Source organism: Natrialba sp. INN-245, assembly GCF_009807105.1.
GTDB lineage: Archaea > Halobacteriota > Halobacteria > Halobacteriales > Natrialbaceae > Natrarchaeobius > Natrarchaeobius swarupiae.
In genome coordinates this window covers 126,744-144,146 of record NZ_WUBV01000017.1, presented here as the reverse complement: position 1 = coordinate 144,146, position 17,403 = coordinate 126,744, and the positions used below count along the sequence as shown (strand labels likewise).

Sequence of the window (17,403 nt, the reverse complement as noted above, 5' to 3'; positions counted from 1 at the left end):
TCTGCATAACAAAGCCCGAGAACACCCATCGTGGTTGATACATGTCTGCCCTCGATGACGTGTGTGTGCTGGATCTGACGAGGGTCCTCGGTGGACCGTACTGTACGATGCTGCTGGCCGATATGGGTGCCGACGTGGTGAAAATAGAGCCACCGGGCGGCGACTTCGTTCGTCAAACGCCGCCGTTTCACGATGACGACGACAGCTTCGGCGGCTACTTCCAGAGTATCAACCGCGGCAAGCGGAGTCTCGAACTCGACTTCACCGACGAACGCGACCGCGAGGAGTTTCGATCCCTCGTCGAGACGGCCGATGTCGTCGTCGAGAACTACCGCTCGGGGACGATGGAGAAGTTCGGCCTCGAGTACGAGCGACTCGCCGAGATCAATCCGCGGCTGGTCTACGCCGCGATGCGCGGGTTCGGCGATCCGCGAACGGTCTCGAGTCCGCGACAGGACGAGCCGGCGTTCGACCTGGTCGCGCAGGCCCTTGGCGGGATCATGCATCACACCGGCCAGGAGGACGGCCCGCCGACGAAAGTCGGGTTCGGCGTCGGCGACATTTTCACGGGCGTGCTCCACGCGGTCAACATCCTCGGCGCGTTGCACTACCGGGATCGGACGGGCGTCGGCCAGTTCGTGGATACGGCGATGTACGACGCGATGATCAGCCTGGCCGAGCGAGCGGTGTACCAACACTCCTACACCGGCGAGAACCCGACCCGCTGTGGCAACGCGCATCCGACGCTGTTCCCGTACAACGCCTTCGAGGCCGAGGACGGCTACGTCGTCATCGCCGCACTCACTGACCGACACTGGCGGAATCTCTGTGAACGCATGGATCGCCCGGAGTGGGCCGTCGACTACCCCGAGGCGTCCGATCGCCTCGCGCACAGAGATCGACTGGAGGAGGGGATCGCCGACTGGGTCGCCACCCTCTCGGTCGAATCGGTCCTTTCCGAACTCAACGGGGCCGTTCCGTGTGGCCCGGTCCAGGATATCACCGACGTCTACGACAGCGAACACGCCCACCAGCGTGAGATGCTCGTCGAGGCCGAACTTCCCCACTCCGAGGAGACGGTGACGATCGCGGGGACGCCCATCAAGATGGCCAAGACGCCGCCGTCGCCCGGAGAACGCGCGCCGCTTCTCGACGAACACCGGAGCGAGATCGTCGACCGAGAGGGCGCGATCCACTCGAGCCGCCACGAAACCGACTCGAGTCCCGTCGGCGTCACCGACGGAAACCCCCAGAACGACTGATCGGAGCTATGGCAACGGAGCGCACACACTCTGACGCGGAATCGACCGGCGGTGATCGTGCCACAGATCGTCTCGAACGATCGCGTAGTGACAACATCGGGGGGGCGGCGAGCGAGAACGGTCGCGAGCCTGGGGATGATCCGTACGTCATTCGGCCGTACCAGCCGACGGACCGGGAGGACTTCCTCGAGCTCTACGATCGGGTGCTCGGCGACCGAAACGACGAGTGGTTCCGCTGGAAGTACGAGGATAACCCGTACGTCGACCACGTACCGATGATCGTCGCCAGCCACGAGGGACGCGTCGTCGGGACGAAACCCTGTTTCGCCCTCGAGCTACAGGTCGGATCGACGACGAAGCTGGGGCTTCAGCCCGCGGACGTGATGGTCCACCCGGAACATCGGCGCAACGGGCTGTACTCTCGGACGACCGAGCGGCTGAAAGACCACTATCGCGACCGCGAGCCGGCGCTGTTTTTCAACTTTCCCAACGAGGCGACGCTCTCCGGGAGTCTGAAACACGGCTGGCGGATCGTCCAGGAGGTCCCGACGTTCTACCGAGTACAACGCCCGGACGCGCTCGCCGACGGTGACGGGCGACTCGAGACGCTCGCCTCGCTCGCTCGGCCGGTCGCTTCCGGCTACTGTCGCGCCCGCGAACGGCTCGTTACCACGCCGTCGGACGTGACGGTCGACCGGTTCGACGGGATTCCAGTCGACCAGTTCGTCGGTCTGGCTGGGAAACGGACGCCGAGGACGATTCACGCCGCCCGAGACGAGACGTTCTACGAGTGGCGGTTCGATACCCCCCACTGGTCCTACGAGTCCTATCTCGCGAGGCGAAACGGCGTCCCGGTCGCAGGAGTGGTCGTCGGAACGAGAGTCGACGACCGGTCGCAAACGACCTGTCTGTCGGACGTCGTCCCGCTCGCGGAGACGCCAGCTCGTCGGGACGGCCTGCTCGCGATCCTGTCTCGAGTCGTCCAAGACCACCGCGACGCCGCGATTCTCGCCGCGAGCGGCAGAGTGATCCAGCCGACGCTCCTCCGTCGGTTCGGGTTTCACACCGACCAGCGACTCCCCCTCTCGAGGGTAACCAAGCCGACGACGCAGGTGACGTATCCGATCGCGGACGACGGGGGACACGAGTGGACCGTCGGGGGCCGTGCGGTGACCGACCCCGCGAACTGGACGATTACGTTCGCCGAACAGGACTCCTGGTAGTTCTTCGCGACGCCACGCTCGTTCTTGCCAACCAGTATCGATCCGTATAGACCTGTTTCCGTCGGTTCGCGTGACTCGCGCAGGCCCGTTACGTCCGCGGGAAATACGGAATTTCTCGAGTAATTGCCTCGTACATCGACCCCTTCTCCCACCCAAACTGTTCTTACTTTCGGGCTAAAACACCCACACAATGTGATTGATCACGTACTGTTCTAAAGTTATTCAGTAATTTTAATCTATATCGGCAAAGAAAAGTTTATGAGTGTAAACCCTCGTTACCCGAGTGTATGGCGCAGAACCCCCGTACGTCCGAGACGGATTCCGCTCCGACTACAGGCCGTAACACGCGATTAAGCCGCCGAAACTACGTTCGCTCGCTCGCCGCGGTCGCGACCGCGACGACGGCGTTTGGCGCAACGGGTACGGTAGCGGGCCAGGACGACTACGAGGTCATCGAAGCTGCAAACCAGACGATCACCATCGACTCCGGTGAGACCTGGGAGAACAAACTGATCGACATGACGACCGGCCAGGACGTCGTCATCACCGCACACGGAAGCGACTGGACGGTCCGAAACGTCGGGTTCCGCGGCGAGAACACGTCCGGAACCGGCTCCGCCACGTTCGGCATCTCCGATTCCGGCGGCTCGAGTACGATCGAGAACGTCTACCTCGGCGACGGCTCCGACAGCCGCAACGGCAGTTCGTCGGGCCACGGCCAGACCGCCTTCTGGGTCAACCCCGACCACGCCGGACACATCGACTTCGAGAACCTCAACATCCAGGGCTTCGCGGACAACGCGATCTACGCCTCCGCGCCCGGTAACGCCGGCGGTGGGACGATCCACATCGACAGCAGTTTCGCCGCCAACTGTTATGTCTCCCACTTCCGTCTCGCGACCGAGGGGAGCAAGGTGACCAACTCCTGTGTCTACGTCGACGAGGAGGGGTACCAGGGTCGCGGTATCTGGGCCTGGGCGCCCGGGACGGTCGAGGTCGAGAACTGTCAACTCGAGATGAACGGACAGAACGTCGCGATCGACGCCGGTGCGAACGGGCAGGGAACGACGGTTGCGGTCCGTGACACCGACTACGACGAAACCGCAGGCGTTCAGGAACACGCCGGTTCGACCGTCCAACTCGAGGACGGCGTCGGAACCGCCCCCAACGCGTACATTCCGAACGGCGTCCCGACCTCCGCGGAAGACGCCGCCGCCGGAAACTGATCGAACCGATCACACGACCCCGCTGACGCGATTTTCACGTGCTTCGTTCGTTTTTGCAGTCGGTTCGTTGACGCGCTCGGGTTACCAGTTGACTGTCCGCATTCGTCCTCCTCGACCGCACGGACGGTGGTAATACAGTATTACGCCGCGAGCAGTTGCCCGATCCGGACCGCTGGACGCCGTTTTCGATGGGGTCACGACCCCGGTTTTGGTTTCGTCGATACATCGAGACGGCAATCGGACGACTCGGCAGTCGACGCTCGGAAGTCGCGTGATCGACGGTCGACATCCGGTAATGATCGCTTACGAAGCGTTCTGCACCCGGTAATATTTTATTACGTCGCCGCCGTAGGCCGATTCGACGTTCATTCTTCCGTGAACGTTTTTCGATAGATGTCTATTAAAAACCCTGTGAAGAAATTACATTGTGTAAATTTTAGGGTTAGAAATTGGGAAAGTTTATGCGAGTAGTGGTATATTACTCGGATTGCATGGCACGCGAACATTCGGTACTGGACGACGAGCGTTCAGTCCGCGACGACGAAACCACGGCGGCGAACGGTGGTAACGATGGATTACTCCACCGACGCACGTATATGCGGTTGGCCGGCGTCACGACGGCGGCCGCGGCGCTTTCGACTACCACGAGCGCCGACGAGGAGTACGAGGAGATCACGGCGCGCGGTCAGGTGATCAGAATCGAATCCGGTGAAACGTACGAAAACAAGCTGTTCGATCTCACCAACGGGAACAGCGTCTTGTTACTCGTCGAGGGGGGAAACTCCGTGATCCGGAACATTGGGTTCAGGGGCCTCCACCGCGGGGACGAGTTCATGATCTCGATCACCGCACCCAGCGGCGACGTTCTGATCGAGAACGTCTACCTCGGTGACGGCTCGACGAAAGAGGGCGAGAGTTTCGTTCACGGTCCGGGTGCCGTCTTCTACCACCGAAACGCGTCGTGTGACGTCACCTTTCGACACTGCAACGTTCAGGGGTGGCCGAACAACGGCTTTTACTGCTCGAACACGGCTTCGGGCGGTTCGGCTCGCTTCGAAAACTGTTACGGCAAGAACAACGGTGTCAGTACGTACCGCGTCGCCGGCGGCAACGACGTCATCTCGAACTGCGTCGCTTACAACGACGGCACGGACTACGGACCCGGTTGGGGCGGCTACGTCGAAGACGCCGGTCGCCCGGTCTGGGTCTGGCCCGGCGGGCCCGTGACGATCGAGGACTCGGAGTTCGCCAGCGGTGGCTATCCCCACGCGATGGTCCTGCGAGGCTCGGGCCGAGCGCAGATGTCCGGTGGCGCCATCAGCGGCTCCGTCCAGGGGGGCGGACTCGAGCGATCGAGCGTCTCCGGGTCGCCGGAGCTGTCGCCGCCGGCAGGCGTCCCGACGTCCGCCGAGGAGGCGGCTTCGGGTGCCTCGAGTAGCCGACGCGACGGGGACGGCGCGGACGAGGACACGACCGACGATTCGTCGCTTCCGAATCTGCTCGTCGTCGACGGCGACCCGTCCGACGCGAGCCGCTACGAGTTCGAGGTCGGCGGTGACGTCGAGAAGTCGAACGCGGACGGAGCCTCGATCGACGAGGAGGACGTCGTCGACGGATCCTCCGTCTACGGCAGCGTCGCCGACTGGAAGGACGCGTTCCGGTTCAGCGGCGATCTCGAGGGACTTACGGTCGACGGGCCGGCGACGGTTCGGGTGAACGACGAGGTCGTCGATCCCGACGCGTTCGGCGAGAACCTTCCGCACGTCCTCGAGGTCGACGGACGCGGCGCGCCGACGAGTTACGAGATCACCGTCGACGGACGAATCGAACTCGAGTCCGCCGATCCCGACGAGACGGCCACGACGGTCTCGGGATCGACCGTCCAGAGTTCGGTCACCGACGCGACCCACCGGTTCCGGTTCTCGGGTGCAGTCACCGACGTGACGTTCACGGACGGGGAGGCCGCTCTGTTCGTCGACGGCGAGGAGATCGATCCGAGCGAGTACGGCGACCACGAACTCCTCCCGCACGCGATCGTCTTCGACGGAACGCACGCCGACGGGCCCACTACGTACTCCTTCGAGGTGAGCGGGACGGTCGTCAAATCAGCGTATCGCGACGCGTCGATCGACGACGAGGACGTCGTCGAGGGGGGCGCCGTCCGAGGCGGGGTCGGAGACTGGCTCGACGCCTACTGGTTCGACGGCGATATCGAGGAGTTCCATCTGCTCGGCGATGCGACCGTCGACGTCCAGTACAACGCTCGGAATCTCTGAAATCGACTAGTATCCCGATATCCAGGCGTGACCGCGGCCCGCCTGCGGTCACACCAGAACTAACACACAGCGGTCCCCACGAGGGTGACGACCGATCCGGCAGCGAGAGCGAACGCTGGTGGCGGTCTGGACAGTCTCGAGTAAAGATGGCTCCCGCGCCGAGAACAGCAAGCTGGCACGCGAACTGTTCCGGTACTGGATGACGGTCACCGGGAGCCAGACGGTCGTACGTGCGGCGCGAATAAAAGTCCTTCTCGTATGGAGGAACCACGTTCGTATTTCTCCAAAACGATTAAACGATACGACGGATCGGGGTCGAAATCCGTGGCTCGCGCGTGGCGCGGACGACTCATACGGTCTGCTGTAAATCGGTACCGGCGAAACCACGAGCCATCTGGGTTTCACAGGTAAACCGGTACAGCAATCCGTATCACTCGATCCGGGAGAGTTTGCCGTTGACGGAGCGCTCACGTCGGCGGTTCCGGACGGTGTGGACGGCCGACAACAGCAAAAACGCGAGAACGACCGTGCCGGCGACCGCGATGATCGGAACGGCCGACAGCGGCGGAACACCGAAGAACGCTGCCCCAACGAGTCCCACGCCGCCGACGCTAAGTAGGCCGTACCACCGATCCCATCGGTCCTGCTGGTGAGAATCGGTGTCCAGGTACATCATCAGGAGATCCGCGTTGTCCGCGAGCGTAATGAGCCCACGATCCTGGTCGTACTCGACGATTCCCGCGTCGTCCATCTTGGGGAGATGAGTCTGATACAATGCGACGTACACCCGTTTTCGCTGGTCGGAACTGAGCGCGTTGACGTCCGTATCGTTCTCCCAGGCCGCGATCTGTTCGGCGAGTTCGCCGAGCGTTACCGTCTCCTCCGCCTCGAGGAGGTACGCGAGGACTTCCCGTCGGCGTCGGTTTTTCAGGAGTTCGAAAATGACGTCCTTCGAGAGTCCTTCATCGTCTTCAGACTGAGAGACCGACGACGAAATCTCGTCGGGCAGAGACGTATCGATCGACGACATTATGTTTGGCCTCCGGACTGCAGCCGCCTGCTCGAACCGCGTCCGCGTCGGTTTCGGGAGACGAGACCACCACCGAACTGACGGGTTTGCAGGGGCCGTTTCGTATTCAAACGGCAGGTCGCAATCACGATTGACACACCAAGTTGTACACCAACAGTGACTCTCTTAAACACGGTCACGTTTTGCACCGGCTGCAAAGCTACTACGCGTCGACTTCGGTCTGGGGTCGCCACTAGGGGTCTGCATCGGCTCGCGGGGCGGGTCGACTGGCGAATACGACGGCGTCGGTATCGTCCGATTGCGCCGCCGTATCCGTTGCGTACGCCCCACAACTCGGCTGCAGACGAGGGATCGTCGGCGACTGTCGGGGATATCTCGAACACGGCAATACGAGAGAACGTCCGACTGGAGCGACATAAATTCGGGCGTCGGTTTGCCCCCGAAATGGAAGTTTACGGGATGAACTCCCAGTTTATTGGACGAGATCCGCCGAACAATGAAGTCGATTAATGTACCATGTTGGCATTTGACTCACTGGCCGAGGCGATCGAGGTGGCTCGCATCGTCCGCCGCCGTCGATCGCTTCGTCCGAACACGACCGACGGGACACGCTCTCGGCACGAATGCTGACCGCCTCGAGCGGGCGGGTGGGACGTTCCGTGTCGCTTGTCTTCGCTCTTTTTCTTCGGAAGCCGACGACTGCAGTAAGTCGGTGTTTCCCGCGAAACCATGTGAACCCCTTACAGTCTCGGCACGGCTTCCCCCACCACTGATGACACAGTCCATTATCGACCATACTACGCGCGAGTCTCAGCGAGCGGATGCCGAACTGTGTCCCGATTGCGAGAGCGATACCATCGTCCACGATCCCGACCGAGGCGAACGAGTGTGCCGGGAGTGCGGTCTCGTCCTAACGGAAGATCCGATCGATTACGGGCCCGAGTGGCGGGCGTTCAACGCGAAAGAACACGACCAGCTCTCGCGCGTCGGCGCACCCCTCACTCAGTCGATGCACGACCGCGGGCTGACGACGACGATCGACTGGCGAAACAAGGATGCGAAAGGACACTCGGTGTCGTCCGATAAACACGGGCAGATTCACCGCCTTCGAGTCTGGCAGGAACGGATTCGAACGAAAAACGCCGGCGAACGAAATCTCAAGTACGCGCTCTCGGAGATCGATCGAATGGTCAGCGCACTCGGCGTCCCCAACCCAGTCAAGGAGACCGCGAGCGTCATCTACCGACGGGCGCTCGATCAGGATCTCATCCGCGGCCGATCGATCGAAGGCGTCGCGACCAGCGCGCTCTACACCGCCTGCCGAAAGGAGGATATCCCGCGGAGCCTCGAGGAGGTGACGGCAGTTTCACGCGTCGACCAGCGGGAGATCGGCCGCACCTATCGATACATCGCGGACGAACTCGACATCAACCTCGAGCCGACGAACCCGAGACAGTTCGTCCCGCGATTCTGTTCGGAACTCGACGTCGACAAGGACGTCGAGACGAAGGCGATCGAGATCATCGACCGCACGACCGAACAGGGGCTTCACTCCGGAAAGTCGCCGACCGGGTTCGCCGCCGCCGCGATCTACGCCGCCGGATTGCTCTGCGAGGAGACGATTCCCCAGCGGGCCGTCGCCGACACCGCACAGACGACGGTCGTCACGGTCCGAAACAGGTACCGAGAACAACTCGAGGCGATCGACCAGACACCCGCTACATGATCGAACGCTCGTCGCCGCCGTAGACGTCTTCGTCGACCAGCGCGTGGAGGTTCGCGTACGGAACGAACCCGAGGAACTCGTCGTTCTCGTCGTACAGTTCGAGGCCCTTCTCGACGTGGTCGTACCGTTCACAGACGATTTGACCTTCGGGGAGGATCGCACGGAACATGCGCGAGAATACGTCCTCGATCGGCATATACTGTTGGACCGTCACAAACAACTGGGGCTCCGTACCGACCGCGACGAATTACCCGAGCTGTCCCCCGGTCACACTTACTCCTCTACGGTGAACTCCTCGAGCCGATCGCTGAGTTCCGTCGCCCGCTCGGACAGCGACTCTGCTGCGCCGGCGATGTCGGCGATCGTCGCGGTCTGTTCCTCGACGGCGGCTGCGACGCTGCTCGTCTCTTTCAACGTCCGCTCGCTCCGTTCGGTCGCCGTATCGACCATCGTGACGACCTGCTGACTCGAGCGCGCCTGCTCGTCGGTGGCATCGTCGATCGACTGAATCCCCTCGTTGGCGTCCTGGACGCGGTCGGCGATCTCCGTGAGCGCGTCGAGACTCTCCTCGATCGTCTCGACGCCCTCGACGACCTCCCGTCGCATCGTTCGGATCTCCTCGAGTGCTCGTCCGGCCGACGACTGAACGTCGCCGACCACGGCGTCGACGTCGTCGGTCGCGTCGCTCGTCTCCTCGGCGAGCGATCTGACCTCGGTCGCGACGACGGCGAACCGTTTCCCGTCCGCACCGGCTCGAGCCGCCTCGACCGAGGCATTGATCGCGAGTAGGTTCGTCTCCTCGGCGATCCCGTCGATCACGTCGACGATGTCACCGGCCTCCGAGAGATCGTCCTCGAGCGTTTCGATCCGGTCGACGATCTCCCCGGCGCGTCGTTCGATGCGATCGAGTTCGTCGAGGGCGTCCGTCGCCGTTTCGCGACCGGCTTGTGCACGCTCGGTCGCCGCCGCCGAGACGTCCGCGACGCCGTCGGCCGTCGCGGCGATCTCCTCGATCGTCGCCGAGAGGTCACTCATCTCACCGAGGACGTCTTCGAAACGATCGTTCTGTTCGTCCGTCGCGATCGAAATCTCCTCTGCGGATTGGCTGACGTCTTCGCTGGCCGCCTCGATCTGCCGGACGCTCTGTGAGACCTCGCGTCCGACGTCTTCGACTTCCAGCGCGAGCGTCTGGATGCCGTGGAGCGTCCCCTCGATGTCGTCGAGGGTCTCGTTCAATCCGTCAGCGATCTCGTTCATCGCGTCGTGGTCGCTTTCGGCCGTCACGCGGCGGGTGAAATCGCCCTGGCGACATCGGTCCAGAACCGCTCGTATCCGTTCGGCGTCGGCCTCGAGCGTCGCGTTTCGCTGTTCGACGCGCTCACGCTGACGGTCGATCTGCTGGCGGCTCTCCTCGAGTTCCCCGATTCGGTCTTGCAAGCCTGTCTGCATCGCCTCGAGCGAGTCGCCGAACTCGCCGGGGACTCGCTCCTCGAGGACGTCAGCGTCGAACTCCTCGCAAGCGAGTGCGTCCGCCTGGGCCGCGACCGTCCTCAGGTGGGCGTGCATCGAGTCGAACGAGCGCTGGAGGTCGCCGATCTCGTCCGACTGATCCGTCCGTTCCGGCCGATCGTCGAGCCGTCCCGACGCGATGGCGTCGGCAGCCGTCCGAAGGGACAGGATCGGTCCGACGACGTCACGGCGAGCGATCAGGAGCGTGTTGACGAACGCGACCACCGAGAGCGCAAAGACGAGGCCCGTCAACACGATCTGTGCGGTCGGAAAGACCGCGATCGCATCTCGCGGCCCGAGAAACGCGAGCGGAAGCGCAAAGACGGCGAGTGTCGAGAGAAACTGGAGGAGGACCGCCGCCATGATCTTACGCTCGAGGCTCTCGGCGATCCCGATTCGTTCCATCACTCCCCACAGTACCGTCTCGTATCGCTCCTGCATCGACGCCGTCCGACCGTCGAATCCATCGAGTTCTGAAGAAGCGGTCGACATACGCTGAAATTCCCGAACGATTACTTAACTGCGGTGGCTAGTACCAGATCGTCGAAATTCGTCACTAATTCAACCAGTTCACCACTCGAGGGAAACGCGACTCACCGGCGCGAGCAGCAGACGGACGACCGCCGAGACGTGAGTGGAAGGGGGCGAGACGCGAGCGAAATGGGTTTACTCCCGCCGACGGTAGATCCCTCAGTGACCGACGAACGTTCCTCCGAGCGGACGACCGACGGAGCCGCTGGCAACTCCGACGCCGTGTCGGACACCCGGACGGACGGCGGGGACGGCCCCGGCAGGCGAGAGAGTGCGGGCGAGACGAACGAACCGAACGACGTCGACGGACCCGACGAATCGAGTGAGGACGACGAACCCGGCGAATCGAACGACAGCGACGAACTCGGCGGGCTGGGCGAGGACGACGGATCGGACGAACCGAGCGATGACGACGGACCGGGCGAAGCCGACGACGAAATTACGCTCGCGACGTTCCACGAGGCTTCCCAGCGCGAGGGGCGACCGGTGCTCACCGCTGGCGCCGTCGCCAGGGCGCTCGAGTACCCCCACGACGCGGTCAGCGAGCGCCTCGACGATATCGCCGACCACGGCGATCTCGAGCGGCTCTCGGTGTCGACCGATCCGGTCGTCTGGTACCCGAGCGAACTCGAGGACCTGACCGACCGAGAGCGGGTCGTCGTCTTTCCGAAACGGCGCGAGATCGTCGTCGATCGACCCGAGCAGTTCACCCGCGCACAACTGGCGCAGTTCGCCCACCTCGCAGACGCGAACGGTGCGGACGGCTACCGCTACGTCGTCCGACCGGAGGACGTCTGGCAGGCCCCACACGACTCCTTCGACGCCCTCGAGCGGACGATGCGCCAGGCGCTCGGATCGCGAAACGAGGAGCTCGAGGAGTGGGTTCACAGCCAGTGGGATCGCGCCCACCAGTTCCGTCTGCGGACTCACGAGGAGGGCTACACGGTCCTCGAGGCGAACAGTCCGGAGGTAATGGGTAACGTCGCCCGCCAGAAACTCGACGAGGAACACGTCCACGCGCCGATCTCGGAGACCGAAGACTGGGTCCGTGAGGGGGCGGAAGCCGCGATCAAGCGAATTCTCTACGAGGCCGGCTACCCCGTCGAGGACCACCGCGATCTCGACTCTGGCGAGGCGCTGTCGATCGACCTCGAGGTCAGCCTGCGGGAGTACCAGCGAACGTGGGTCGATCGCTTCGCTGAGAGCGGCGAGGGGATCTTCGTCGGTCCGCCAGGCAGCGGCAAGACTATCGCGGCGATGGGTGCGATGGCCCACGTCGGCGGCGAGACCCTGATTCTCGTTCCGAGCCGGGATCTGGCCCGCCAGTGGGCCGAGGCCGTCGTCGAGTACACCTCCCTCGAGCCAGCACAGGTCGGACAGTACCACGGCGGGCAAAAGCAGGTCAGACCGGTAACGATCGCCACGTACCAGATCGCCGGGATGGACCGCCACCGGTCGCTGTTCGACGATCGGGAGTGGGGGCTCGTCGTCTTCGACGAGTGCCAACACGTTCCCTCGGACGTCTACCGGCGGAGTACGCACCTCCAGTCGCGGAACCGACTGGGACTGTCGGCGTCGCCGATCCGCGAAGACGACCGACAGACGGAGATTTTCACCCTCGTTGGGCCGCCGATCGGCACCGACTGGCAGGCGCTGTTCGACGCCGGCTTCGTCGCCGAGCCCGAACTCGAGATCAGATACGTCCCCTGGGGTGACGAGGAGCAACGAAACGCCTACGTCTCGGCGGAGGGCCGCGAGAAGTACCGGATCGCCGCCGAGAACCGAGGGAAGATCGACGAGGTCAGGTACCTGCTGTCGGCTCACCCGAACTCGAAGGCGCTCGTCTTCGTCGACTACCTGGAGCAGGGGCGGGAACTCGCCGAGGCTCTGAACGTACCATTCCTCAGCGGCGAGACGCCCCACCACGAGCGCCAGCGTCTGTTAGCGGAGTTTCGACACGACGAACGCGACCTCCTCGTGATCTCGCGGGTCGGAGACGAGGGGATCGACCTGCCGACGGCGGATCTCGCGGTCGTCGCCTCGGGTCTCGGCGGCTCGCGACGACAGGGGACCCAGCGGGCTGGCCGGACGATGCGACCCGCCGGCGGGGCGCTCGTCTACGTGCTGGCGACGCGGGGCACGCGCGAGGAGGAGTTCGCCCGCCGACAGCTCCAGCATCTCGGGAGGAAGGGGATGACGGTCCGCGAACGGACGGTCGAGTCGTCGGACGAAGACTGAGACGGACTGTCGTACCGATCTCCCGGTGTTCGGAGCGACCCACTGTCCGTCCTCGGTCAGCCGACTTCGGCGACCGGCGTCCGCTCGGCGTCGACTGTTTCGACCTCGTCGACGCGTCGGACGCCGACGCCGCCCTCGAGTTCGCGTCTCACCAGCGCGTCGTCCGCGCCCTCGTCGTCGAACGTCAGGTCGGCGCGAACGTGGAGTTCGACGACGGTATCGTTGAGTCCGGGCTGGACGCCCCTGACTTCGACGTCCTCGAGGTGGGAGACGGCGTCTATTCGTTCGACGACTCTCGTCGCGCCGTCGGCGAGGCTGCCGGTCGCGTTCACGGGAACGCGCACGGCGAGCGTCACGACGACGGCTCGCAGTTGTCGTGCCATACGCCCTCGTCGAGAGTCGAACTCGAGGCCGGAACCGAACCCGGCTGGCCAGCCCACGAGGGTCGTCGTGGCTGGCCGAACGGTCGACACCGTCTACTCCGTGAAAGTGGAAGAAGGTGAGATCCGTCCGGCCAGCGTTCGGCGCTTACGCGGCGCGGACGGACCCGATGTTACCGATAATCGACATCGGATAGCCGACGACCGCGCCGAACCCGCCCCAGGCCGCCCCGGTTCCCTCAGCGGGGGCGGCGAGAGCCTTCGCACCGCTATTGACGCGTGCGAAAGCCGGGATGTGGGGTGTGAGCGCGGTCATCGGTCGAAACGGTCGCGGTTGTGCGACCCGTCGATCCAAACGTCTGCCGGGAATGACATAATTGTTTCTCAGGCGTGGTATATCATAGCATGACCGAGTTGCGAATTCCCGTACGGTTGGTGGCCGGTCGCCCACCGACGGCTCGAGTCGGATTTACACCCGGTACGGGTCGACGTCTGAACGCACTCCACCGCCGGCTCATACGGTCTGCTGTGACTGATTGCCGGCCGATCATTCGCAGTTCGTCGATCGACCGGGATTGTCTCGTCGCTGTCCGTATCGGGGTGGCCGCTTCACTGTTGGCTCGAGAGGATCGTCCCGTCGACACGAATATTCAAGGTGTCGTGTTGAAACGGTAATTCTATGACTAGCGTGTGTGGATCGAACCGGGTCGAGGTGAACGGGTCGTGAGCGACGAACGGGTGATCGTCGGCGAGACCGCCGACGGGTCCGACGTCGCGCTTCCGGTGGTCCAACTGCTAACCGGTCGCGGCTTCGTGACCGGGAAGTCCGGAAGCGGCAAGTCCAATACCGCGTCGGTGATCGCCGAGGAGTTACTCGACGCGGGATTTCCGCTGCTCATCGTCGACACCGACGGGGAATACTACGGCCTGAAAGAGGAGTACGAGATGTTGCACGCGGGCGCAGACGAGGAGTGTGACATCCAAATCGGCCCGGAGCACGCCGAACAGATGGCGACGCTCGCCTTAGAGGAGAACGTCCCCGTCATCCTCGACGTCTCCGGCTATCTCGACGAGGAGGTCGCGGACGAACTCATCAAGGAGATCGCCCGCCAGCTGTTCGTCAAGGAGAAGAAACTGAAGAAGCCGTTCTTACTCGTCGTCGAGGAGGTCCACGAGTACATCCCCGAGGGCGGTGGCGTCGGCGAGACCGGAAAACTCCTGATCAAGATCGGCAAGCGCGGCCGGAAACACGGCCTCGGCATCCTGGGGATCAGCCAGCGACCCGCCGACGTCAAGAAAGACTTCATCACGCAGGCGAACTGGCTCGTCTGGCACCGACTCACCTGGGAGAACGACACCAAGGTCGTCGGCCGAATCATCGACACCGAGTACGCCGAACTCGTCTCCGATCTCGGCGACGGCCAGGCGTTCGTCCAGACCGACTGGACCGAAGCCGACGTCCGCAAGGTGCAGTTCCGGCGCAAGCGGACGTTCGACGCGGGCGCGACGCCCGGCCTCGACGACTTCGAACGGCCCGAACTCAAATCCGTCTCCGACGCGCTCGTCGGCGATCTCCAGGAGATCTCGGAACGAAAGGAGCGCAAACAGGATCGGGTTCACGAACTCGAGTCCGAACTCGAGAAGAAAGAAAAACGGATCGAAACCCTAGAGAACGAACTCGAGTCCGCCCGGGACGTCTCGAACGCAGCGAAACAGATGGCCGACGCGTTGAGCAACCCGAACACCGTCCAGTCGAAGTTACCGAACGGCGACGAGGAGGTTCGCCGCCTCCACGACGAGGTCGTGGAACTCGAGGACGAACGCGACGACCTGAAGGCCGATCTCGAGGCCCGCGAGGGGCGCATCGAGACGCTCCAGACCGAACTCGAGGACCGCGAGGAGCGCATCGAAGCCCTCGAGTCGGAACTCGACTCTCGTTCGGACCTGATCCGACGGCTCAGAGACGAGACCGAACGGCTTCGAAACCGCGTCGACGAACTCGAGCGCGACGGCGAGCGTCCGGACGAATCCGCGGACGCGAGCGTCTCCGCGGACGCCGAGGAGATCGAAAACGCAGTCGCGGACGTCGAGGCGGACGACTCGTCGACCGACGACGCGATCGTCCACGGCGGCGGCGAGGAGTTCGAGTTCGGCTACGTCAGCGTCGACGACCCGGAAACCAGTTCACGGATCGTCGTCGCGAACGATCGACGGGAGTTCTCTGACTACCTCGAGACGGCCGGGATCGCCGAACCGGTCGAGCGGGGGAGCGAGCGATCGCGGTGTTCGACGAAGACTGCGGCGGTGGTCCTGGCGATACTGGCCAGTGAGGGACCACTCGACGTCGACTCGCTTTCCGTTCGAGTTGGCCGCTCCCCTGTCGCAGTCCAGAGCTTACTCTCCGAGCTTCGGAGCGAGTCGATCCTCGATCGGAGCGACGACCGGCGGTACGGGCTGGCTGACGACGTTCGATCGAAGCTCGTGTTGGTCGCCGGTGACGAGTGAGGAACGGTCGTGAGACGGATTTCCGTACCGATGTACCGGCGCAACCGCGACCCGTGTGGCGGATGCGCTGGAAATGGCGTACAGTGAATCGCACGAGTCGTTGCCGGCGAACTCAACGGACGAGTCGATTGCCGGCATCGACGATCGCCGTGGGGTCGATCTGCTGGTGAACGGGAAGCGTAACGATCTCCCTGGAGAGACGCCTCGCGGTGTCGTAATCCGAGTCGTCGAGAACTGACGAGGACAGCCGCGGCCAGGTGTGGACGCCATCGACCGCACAGGCCTCGAGTTCCGCGAGAAAGCCCTCGGGATGGTCGGCACGAACCGGAACCACCTGGGGGCAGATTCCTGTAGGGAGGGAGTCGAAGACGACCTCGAGGTCGTCTCGCGCCTGGAGGATCTCCTGCCACGCCCGGTAGTTCCTCCGGCGTTCGGCCCGGACCCCGTCGGGGTCGACATCCTCGAGAACGTACCAGGAGAGCTTCGCCATCGGCCGCTTTCCCCGCTCGTAGCGTTCACGCGGTCCGCCGACGGCCGGCGTGTCACCCCGTCCAGCGACGAGCGCGTCGATGGATCGGCGAACCGCTCCGTTAGCCCCGAACAGGTCGTCGACGATCGACGACGCGACGAACCGACAGTCGACGGTCCCGATGCCGTTTCGCACACCGGCCGACGACGAGGGGTCGTACCGGTCCGCTACCGTTTCGTCGGTCAGATAGAGGAGCGCACCGTCGGGGATCGGCAACACCTTCCAGAGGCTCGTAATCCCGAGGTGGCCCCGCGTTCCGAGCAACGTTCCGTCGTCGACGCTGAACGAGCCGTGAGCGTTGTCGTCGACGTGATAGCAGTCGTACTCGGCGACGAATGCCTCGAGCTCAGCGAGCCCCGGTTGTGGAAAGCCGAAGTAGTTGACCGAGACCACGGCGGCCGTCTCGTCGTCCAACCGCTGCTCGAGGTCGGCGAGGTCGGCTGCCAGCGACGGCTCGATCCGGTAGTAACGGGTCTCGAGACCGAGTTCGGCGAACGGTTCGGCGACGCCGTCGGGGAGATACGCCGGAACGAGGACGTTCTCTCCCGGTTCGACGAGTCCGGCGAGACCATCCCTGAGTGCGGCCTTTCCCGACCCGTAGTAGGTGAATTCGCGAACGAACTGCTCGACGAACGGTTCGATACCGGCCGGTCGTTGGTTCGACAGCGAGGCGACGAACAGCGACGGCGTTCCGTCGATCATCGACGACGCCCCTCCCGACCGACGACCCGTGTTGCCAGAGAACATGCCTCGACTACCTGGCCCATACCGTCGGTAACTCGTCGAGAGCGGCCTTAGTGATAGGGGCAATACGCTCGAGATAGCGCCTGAAACCGATCCTTACACTGGCGTTCGTTCGCACAGTCCGCCCAGCCAGGAGACCTGTAGACGACCTCGATCGACCGCCGCCGTGAGAACGGGGGGTCGTGTTTCCTCGCGATCACCGACTATCGACACGCCGTGAAGAG

Annotated in this window: 13 protein-coding genes; 7 read left to right on the top strand and 6 right to left on the bottom strand. The window is 63.7% G+C overall.

Annotation, left to right across the window (positions count from 1 at the left end):
* Positions 1 to 41 precede the first annotated feature (41 nt).
* The 4 genes from mct (at position 42) to GRS80_RS05525 (ending at position 5,987) form a co-directional block, all read left to right on the top strand.
* Positions 42 to 1,262 carry a succinyl-CoA:mesaconate CoA-transferase gene (mct, locus tag GRS80_RS05540; RefSeq protein WP_160046690.1) on the top strand — a complete coding sequence of 407 codons (1,221 nt, stop codon included), beginning with the start codon at positions 42 to 44 and terminating at the stop codon, positions 1,260 to 1,262.
* Between the two features lie 8 nt (positions 1,263 to 1,270).
* Positions 1,271 to 2,485, top strand: coding sequence for a GNAT family N-acetyltransferase (locus GRS80_RS05535; RefSeq protein WP_160046689.1), 1,215 nt, complete (start codon positions 1,271 to 1,273; stop codon positions 2,483 to 2,485).
* Between the two features lie 287 nt (positions 2,486 to 2,772).
* The gene (locus tag GRS80_RS05530) at positions 2,773 to 3,711 is read left to right on the top strand and encodes a hypothetical protein (protein ID WP_160046688.1); all 939 of its coding nucleotides are present in this window, start codon (positions 2,773 to 2,775) and stop codon (positions 3,709 to 3,711) included.
* 491 nt (positions 3,712 to 4,202) lie between these two features.
* Positions 4,203 to 5,987: a hypothetical protein gene (locus GRS80_RS05525; RefSeq protein WP_160046687.1), complete on the top strand. Its 1,785-nt coding sequence runs from the start codon at positions 4,203 to 4,205 to the stop codon at positions 5,985 to 5,987.
* 430 nt (positions 5,988 to 6,417) lie between these two features.
* On the opposite strand, the gene GRS80_RS05520 is transcribed toward GRS80_RS05525, so the two are convergent.
* A complete protein-coding gene (locus tag GRS80_RS05520) occupies positions 6,418 to 7,017 on the bottom strand; it encodes an ArsR family transcriptional regulator (protein ID WP_160046686.1) in 600 nt (199 codons plus the stop codon).
* A 772-nt stretch (positions 7,018 to 7,789) separates the two neighbouring features.
* Here GRS80_RS05520 and GRS80_RS05515 point away from each other — a divergent pair.
* The gene (locus tag GRS80_RS05515; protein WP_160046685.1) at positions 7,790 to 8,743 is read left to right on the top strand and encodes a transcription initiation factor IIB; all 954 of its coding nucleotides are present in this window, start codon (positions 7,790 to 7,792) and stop codon (positions 8,741 to 8,743) included.
* Here GRS80_RS05515 and GRS80_RS20325 read toward each other — a convergent pair.
* Both GRS80_RS20325 and GRS80_RS05510 read right to left on the bottom strand, forming a co-directional pair.
* The gene (locus GRS80_RS20325) at positions 8,736 to 8,912 is read right to left on the bottom strand and encodes a hypothetical protein (protein ID WP_200840329.1); all 177 of its coding nucleotides are present in this window, start codon (positions 8,910 to 8,912) and stop codon (positions 8,736 to 8,738) included. The two genes, GRS80_RS05515 and GRS80_RS20325, sit on opposite strands and share 8 nt — an antisense overlap.
* A 104-nt stretch (positions 8,913 to 9,016) precedes the next feature.
* Positions 9,017 to 10,744 carry a HAMP domain-containing methyl-accepting chemotaxis protein gene (locus GRS80_RS05510; protein ID WP_160046684.1) on the bottom strand — a complete coding sequence of 576 codons (1,728 nt, stop codon included), beginning with the start codon at positions 10,742 to 10,744 and terminating at the stop codon, positions 9,017 to 9,019.
* Positions 10,745 to 11,155: 411 nt separating this feature from the next.
* On the opposite strand from GRS80_RS05510, the gene GRS80_RS05505 reads away from it, so the two are divergent.
* Positions 11,156 to 13,021, top strand: coding sequence for a DEAD/DEAH box helicase (locus GRS80_RS05505; RefSeq protein ID WP_160046983.1), 1,866 nt, complete (start codon positions 11,156 to 11,158; stop codon positions 13,019 to 13,021).
* A 56-nt stretch (positions 13,022 to 13,077) separates the two neighbouring features.
* Here GRS80_RS05505 and GRS80_RS05500 read toward each other — a convergent pair whose 3' ends face one another.
* Together GRS80_RS05500 and GRS80_RS05495 are read right to left on the bottom strand one after the other, a co-directional pair.
* The gene (locus tag GRS80_RS05500; protein WP_160046683.1) at positions 13,078 to 13,404 is read right to left on the bottom strand and encodes a hypothetical protein; all 327 of its coding nucleotides are present in this window, start codon (positions 13,402 to 13,404) and stop codon (positions 13,078 to 13,080) included.
* Positions 13,405 to 13,549: 145 nt separating this feature from the next.
* A complete protein-coding gene (locus GRS80_RS05495) occupies positions 13,550 to 13,717 on the bottom strand; it encodes a hypothetical protein (protein WP_160046682.1) in 168 nt (55 codons plus the stop codon).
* A 407-nt stretch (positions 13,718 to 14,124) separates the two neighbouring features.
* On the opposite strand from GRS80_RS05495, the gene GRS80_RS05490 reads away from it, so the two are divergent.
* Positions 14,125 to 15,906 carry a DUF87 domain-containing protein gene (locus GRS80_RS05490; protein WP_343161462.1) on the top strand — a complete coding sequence of 594 codons (1,782 nt, stop codon included), beginning with the start codon at positions 14,125 to 14,127 and terminating at the stop codon, positions 15,904 to 15,906.
* Positions 15,907 to 16,018: 112 nt separating this feature from the next.
* Here GRS80_RS05490 and GRS80_RS05485 read toward each other — a convergent pair whose 3' ends face one another.
* Entirely contained in the window at positions 16,019 to 17,137 is a 1,119-nt protein-coding gene (locus GRS80_RS05485) for a DegT/DnrJ/EryC1/StrS family aminotransferase (RefSeq protein WP_160046681.1), read from the bottom strand.
* Between the last annotated feature and the right edge of the window lie 266 nt (positions 17,138 to 17,403).

What these genes read in the sequence shown, in the direction of transcription:
- mct (WP_160046690.1), top strand. Translation starts at nt 42, where the DNA reads ATGTCTGCCCTCGATGACGTGTGTGTGCTGGATCTGACGAGGGTCCTC.
- GRS80_RS05535 (WP_160046689.1), top strand. Translation starts at nt 1,271, where the DNA reads ATGGCAACGGAGCGCACACACTCTGACGCGGAATCGACCGGCGGTGAT.
- GRS80_RS05530 (WP_160046688.1), top strand. Translation starts at nt 2,773, where the DNA reads ATGGCGCAGAACCCCCGTACGTCCGAGACGGATTCCGCTCCGACTACA.
- GRS80_RS05525 (WP_160046687.1), top strand. Translation starts at nt 4,203, where the DNA reads ATGGCACGCGAACATTCGGTACTGGACGACGAGCGTTCAGTCCGCGAC.
- GRS80_RS05520 (WP_160046686.1), bottom strand. Translation starts at nt 7,017, where the DNA reads ATGTCGTCGATCGATACGTCTCTGCCCGACGAGATTTCGTCGTCGGTC.
- GRS80_RS05515 (WP_160046685.1), top strand. Translation starts at nt 7,790, where the DNA reads ATGACACAGTCCATTATCGACCATACTACGCGCGAGTCTCAGCGAGCG.
- GRS80_RS20325 (WP_200840329.1), bottom strand. Translation starts at nt 8,912, where the DNA reads ATGTTCCGTGCGATCCTCCCCGAAGGTCAAATCGTCTGTGAACGGTAC.
- GRS80_RS05510 (WP_160046684.1), bottom strand. Translation starts at nt 10,744, where the DNA reads ATGTCGACCGCTTCTTCAGAACTCGATGGATTCGACGGTCGGACGGCG.
- GRS80_RS05500 (WP_160046683.1), bottom strand. Translation starts at nt 13,404, where the DNA reads ATGGCACGACAACTGCGAGCCGTCGTCGTGACGCTCGCCGTGCGCGTT.
- GRS80_RS05495 (WP_160046682.1), bottom strand. Translation starts at nt 13,717, where the DNA reads ATGACCGCGCTCACACCCCACATCCCGGCTTTCGCACGCGTCAATAGC.
- GRS80_RS05485 (WP_160046681.1), bottom strand. Translation starts at nt 17,137, where the DNA reads ATGATCGACGGAACGCCGTCGCTGTTCGTCGCCTCGCTGTCGAACCAA.